General features: G+C 48.3%; 4 protein-coding genes. 1 reads left to right on the top strand and 3 read right to left on the bottom strand.

What is annotated here, in order from left to right:
* Positions 1-74: 74 nt before the first annotated feature.
* The 3 genes from MA2_RS10410 to hemB all read right to left on the bottom strand — a co-directional run bounded on the left by MA2_RS10410 (position 75) and on the right by hemB (position 4,056).
* The gene (locus MA2_RS10410; protein WP_067059584.1) at positions 75-2,120 is read right to left on the bottom strand and encodes a UvrD-helicase domain-containing protein; all 2,046 of its coding nucleotides are present in this window, start codon (positions 2,118-2,120) and stop codon (positions 75-77) included.
* 243 nt (positions 2,121-2,363) lie between these two features.
* Positions 2,364-2,567: a hypothetical protein gene (locus tag MA2_RS10405; protein WP_067059582.1), complete on the bottom strand. Its 204-nt coding sequence runs from the start codon at positions 2,565-2,567 to the stop codon at positions 2,364-2,366.
* Positions 2,568-3,045: 478 nt separating this feature from the next.
* Positions 3,046-4,056, bottom strand: coding sequence for a porphobilinogen synthase (hemB, locus tag MA2_RS10400; protein WP_067059580.1), 1,011 nt, complete (start codon positions 4,054-4,056; stop codon positions 3,046-3,048).
* Positions 4,057-4,223: 167 nt separating this feature from the next.
* Between hemB and MA2_RS10395 the strand changes: the two genes are divergently transcribed.
* The coding region (locus tag MA2_RS10395) for a thioesterase family protein (RefSeq protein WP_067059578.1) at positions 4,224-4,755 on the top strand (532 nt) is incomplete at its 3' end.

Here is a 4,755-nt window from a genome sequence, read left to right as displayed (position 1 = left end):
CTAAAATTTGTTTTACAGCACAAAGGGTTAATCAAAATCGCTAAATCTACCAGTTTTTGGTAAGGCTTATGCCGTTATCCTGCCTTATTGCCTAAGAGTGCACGTAAATTTGCCAAATAATCATCGGCAGTTTTGGGCTTGCCATCGCCAGTCACTACACTTGTCGGTTTTTTGAGTGTTGGCGCGTCTAGGTGGTCGTGCGGTAGCTCTTCCAAAAATCGGCTCGGTGTGGTGGTGCGCATTTGACCACCGCCACGGCGTTGGCTGGCGTGCAGCAAGGTCAGCTCTTTTTTGGCACGGGTAATACCGACGTACATCAAACGGCGTTCTTCTTCGATGCTATCGGCAACGATGGAGTTTTTATGTGGCAGCAGTTCTTCCTCTAGCCCCATGATATAGACGTAGTCAAATTCTAGCCCTTTGGCAGCGTGTAAGGTCATCAAATTGACCTTGTTGGTGTTTTCTTCTTCTTGCTGCTGTTCAAGCATATCAAGTAGTACCAACTTGCGAATGACCGCGTCAATCGTGCGTTCGTCATCACTCTCAGCACGGTTGATCAGGTTTTGAATACTGGCGTATAGGGTATCGATATTATCAATACGCACCTTTTCTTGTTGCGGAGTTTTGGCTTCGGCTTTGACCAAGTCAATATAACCTGTTTCATCAATCATCTGACGCACCAACGGCACAGGGTCGGGGTGTTGGTCAAGTTCACGCGTGTAATGTTCGATGAAATCGGCAAAGGTTTTGAGCTCACTGGCCGCCTTTTTGGGCAGCGCGTGGCTAAGCCCTGCGTGGCTACTTGCTGCCAACAACGAAATATGCTGTTCTTGGGCAAATAGACCCAGTTTTTCAAGGCTGGCAGGCCCAAGTCCGCGTTTGGGCGTGTTGATGATGCGCAAAAAAGCGCTGTCGTCTTCGGGGTTTAAGATCAACCGTAAGTAGCCCATGATATCTTTGATTTCACTGCGGGCAAAAAATGACGTACCGCCCGACAGCTTATAGGGCACTTGCATTTGGCGCAGTTGTGCCTCTAGCATACGCGCTTGAAAGTTGCTGCGATACAATACGGCATAGTCCTGCCATTGGTTGCCGTGGCGCAGTCGGTGGGTGACGATTTCTTTTGCTACGCGCTCGGCCTCATCGTCATCATTGCGGCAGTTAATGACGCGAATCAGCTCGCCATGACCTTTATCTGACCACAGTTTTTTTTCAAACAAGTGTTCATTATTGGTGATGACGGCGTTGGCGGCGTGTAAGATACGATTGGTTGAACGGTAATTTTGCTCAAGCTTAACCACTTTGAGCTTGGGAAAATCCTGCTGTAACAGTGCCATATTCTCAGGCTTTGCGCCGCGCCAAGCATAGATCGATTGGTCATCATCACCCACCACGGTAAAGCGCGCCTGCACCCCGACCAATAGCTTAATCAGCTCATATTGCGCGGTGTTGGTGTCTTGGTATTCATCGACCAACAAATAACGAATGCGGTTTTGCCACTTATCACGTACCTGTGGTTGTGCTTGTAAAATCTGGGTGGGCAGCACGATCAAATCATCAAAATCCACCGCGTTGTACGCGCGCAAATTGCGCTCGTATAGCTCATACAATGTAGCAAACAGCATATCTTCGGGATCAGACAGGGTGGCGGCTGCTTGCTCGGGGCGGATCAAATCGTTTTTCCAGTCTGATATCATCTTGATGGCTTTGCCAACCAGCTCCCGGCTTTCAGCCCCGCTCATGTTGTCACGCACCATCAGATCCATCAACAGCCGTTTGCTGTCCTCGCTGTCCATGATGGAAAAATTGCCCTTAAGTGGTGTGTGCAGTAACTCATAGCGCAAAAACTGCAAGCCAAACTGGTGAAATGTCGAGACCGTTAAGCCGCGCGTTTTGTCACTAGGCAGTAGCTTTTGCACGCGTGCTTTCATCTCGCGCGCTGCCTTGTTGGTAAAAGTCACCGCGGTGATGCGTTCGGCAGGCATTTGGCATTGCTCAATCAGATAGGCGATTTTGCGCGTGATGACTGAGGTTTTGCCTGACCCAGCACCTGCCAAGACCAATAATGGTCCTGATACATATTGCATGGCTTCTTGTTGTCGTGGATTGAGTTGGCTCATAGGGGGTCTCAAAATTTAGGCACATCTTGTTTGGTAAAATAATCGCGTATTATAAGCCGTTTGGCTAAAAACTGGCAAAGCGATCAGCAAAAATTGGGCAAAAAACCACTGCTATATCATGGTTTTAAAATAATTTAATGCTTAAATAAACACAAAAAGCCAAGCATTAGAGCTTGGCTTGAATTTGGCGATGACTAAATTGTTGTCTCAACGTCGGGGTCAAAAACACAACTAAAAATGTGTTTATGGACGCGTTGGCAAATGTGCCTCGGGTTGATTTAGCGTGCTAATAACGCTGTCGGTTTGGCTGATGACACTAGCACCGTCTGCATTCGTGCTTGGCACGGGACCACCTGCCAACCGAAAGCTAAGCATTAAAAATACCAACAACGCGATGGCAAAGCCAATACTTTTGCCGATGGATAAACGTTCTTCGGGTTCTGACATACTTGCCTCTCTAGACCTGATGCAACAGTGCCAATCATTTATCATTCGTTGCCGTAAAACCACCGACTTCAGGCGGTGGATATAAGGCAATTGTTAAATGCGATGAGTTTTGCTATACTCATCTCACTATATTCAATGTCTTACATTCCACAGTTAAGTTAAGACTAAATTGCGAGTACGCAGTAACTTAACTGGTAAGACGTTTCCAAACACACACTTAAGCTAATTCGTGTCTATGACAATCCTAACGGTAGGATTAGCTTAAAATAAGAACTTAAGATGTACGGTGTGTCGTACGGGCGGTTGCCATTGTCTTAGGTTTGCGGTGGGGCTTCACCGTCTTGCAGAAGGAATCCCCTCACTTTAGGGAGGGGAGGAAGTCAATAAATGAGTTTAGCTTAGCACCAAACGCATTGTTGGGCAGTAGCAATATGTGAACACAACTTATCCGTTTGTAGTTATTGCGAACAGTTGTATTTTAGCGTGCTGTCTGCAACTGCTTGGCCGCCTCTAGGGCAAAATACGTCAAAATCCCGTCCGCACCTGCGCGGCGAAAACCCAGTAGGCTTTCTAAAATTACTGCGTCGCTTAGCCAACCATTTTGGATCGCTGCCATGTGCATGGCGTATTCACCCGATACTTGATAGGCGTAAGTGGGTACTCCAAACGTTGATTTGACCTCGCGCACCAGATCTAGATAGGGCTGTCCGGGTTTAATCATTACCATGTCCGCGCCCTCTTGGATATCAAGCGCGACTTCATGCAAGGCTTCGGCGCGGTTGCCAAAGTCCATTTGGTATTGTTTTTTGTGACCGCTTTTGAGGTTGCCCGAGCTACCGACGGCATCACGAAATGGCCCATAATACGCGGATGCATATTTGGCAGAATATGCCATGATAGCCGTATTGACAAAGCCTTCGGCGTCAAGCGCTTGGCGCAATGCCCCGATGCGTCCATCCATCATGTCAGAGGGCGAAATAATATCGGCACCTGCACGTGCATGGTTTAAGGTCTGTTTGATCAAAATCTCAACGGTGGGATCATTGACCACATAGCCGCTATCGTCCAAAATACCGTCTTGTCCGTGGGTGGTGTAGGGGTCAAGTGCAACATCGGTCATCACGACCATCTCGGGTACATCACGTTTGAGGGCTTCGATCGTGCGGCTCACCAAATTGCCCTCAGCGTAGGCGGCTTCTGCCAGTGGCGACTTGTCTGCTGCCTCGACCACAGGGAATAGGTCAATCGTGGTCACGCCAACATCCAACAGCTGCTTGGCGTAATCAACGATTAAGTCAATGCTCAAACGCTCAACGCCCGGCATACTGGGGATAGCTTGGCGTTGGTGGTTGCCCTCCATGACAAACACAGGCGCGATTAAATGCTTGGGCGCAAGTGATACCTCTTGCACCATTGCGCGGACGTTATCGTTGTAGCGTAAACGGCGCAAACGGGTATTGGGAAAGCTGCGATTAAACACATAACTCATGATCTTATCCTTATTTTACCTAATTTTACTTGGTTAAATGAGTCATACAGTCGGCTTGCTTGTACGATGTGGCTATTGTAGCATAGCTGAGCAAACTACATTTTGCCCCGTCTGTAACTGTTGGTATATGCGGTTACGATTTGTTTGGTCTGTACAAGGAAGTTGCTATGTTACCCCATCAACCTGTCAATCCGCGCCTCAATGATGCGGCGCAAATCTCGGATTTTAATGCCGATTCTGCGTCAGCACTGATCAAACCACCACTGAGCGAATTGGGCGATCAAATCGCGCAAGTGATGAGTGATATGCCGTTTGCCCAGTTGTGCCAAATGCGCTTTGCGCTCGAGGATGGGCAGATGGTCGGGCGTATTGACAATCACGCAGGCCTAATCGGCAATCTGCATTTTAAGATTTTGCATGGTGGGGTGGCGGCAACGCTGCTTGATACCATCGGTGGGCTGACATCGATGTTTGAAATTTATCGCCGTGATATCGGTACGTTTGATGAGCAGCGTCAGCGTGTGCAACGCATAGCCACCACAGATTTGCGTATTGATTATCTTGCTCCAGGGCGTGGTACAGCGTTTGTTGCCACGGCTGAAATCATCCGCATGGGACGCAAAGGCTGCACCACACGCATGTTATTGGTCAATCAAGACGGCACGCTGATTGCGCACGGTATGGCAAGTTATACTTATA

Origin of the sequence: Moraxella atlantae NBRC 14588 (assembly GCF_001591265.1) — a bacterium.
Lineage (GTDB): Bacteria > Pseudomonadota > Gammaproteobacteria > Pseudomonadales > Moraxellaceae > Faucicola > Faucicola atlantae.
Note: the sequence above shows the minus strand (reverse complement) of the source record. Positions and strands in the feature narration are given on the sequence as shown.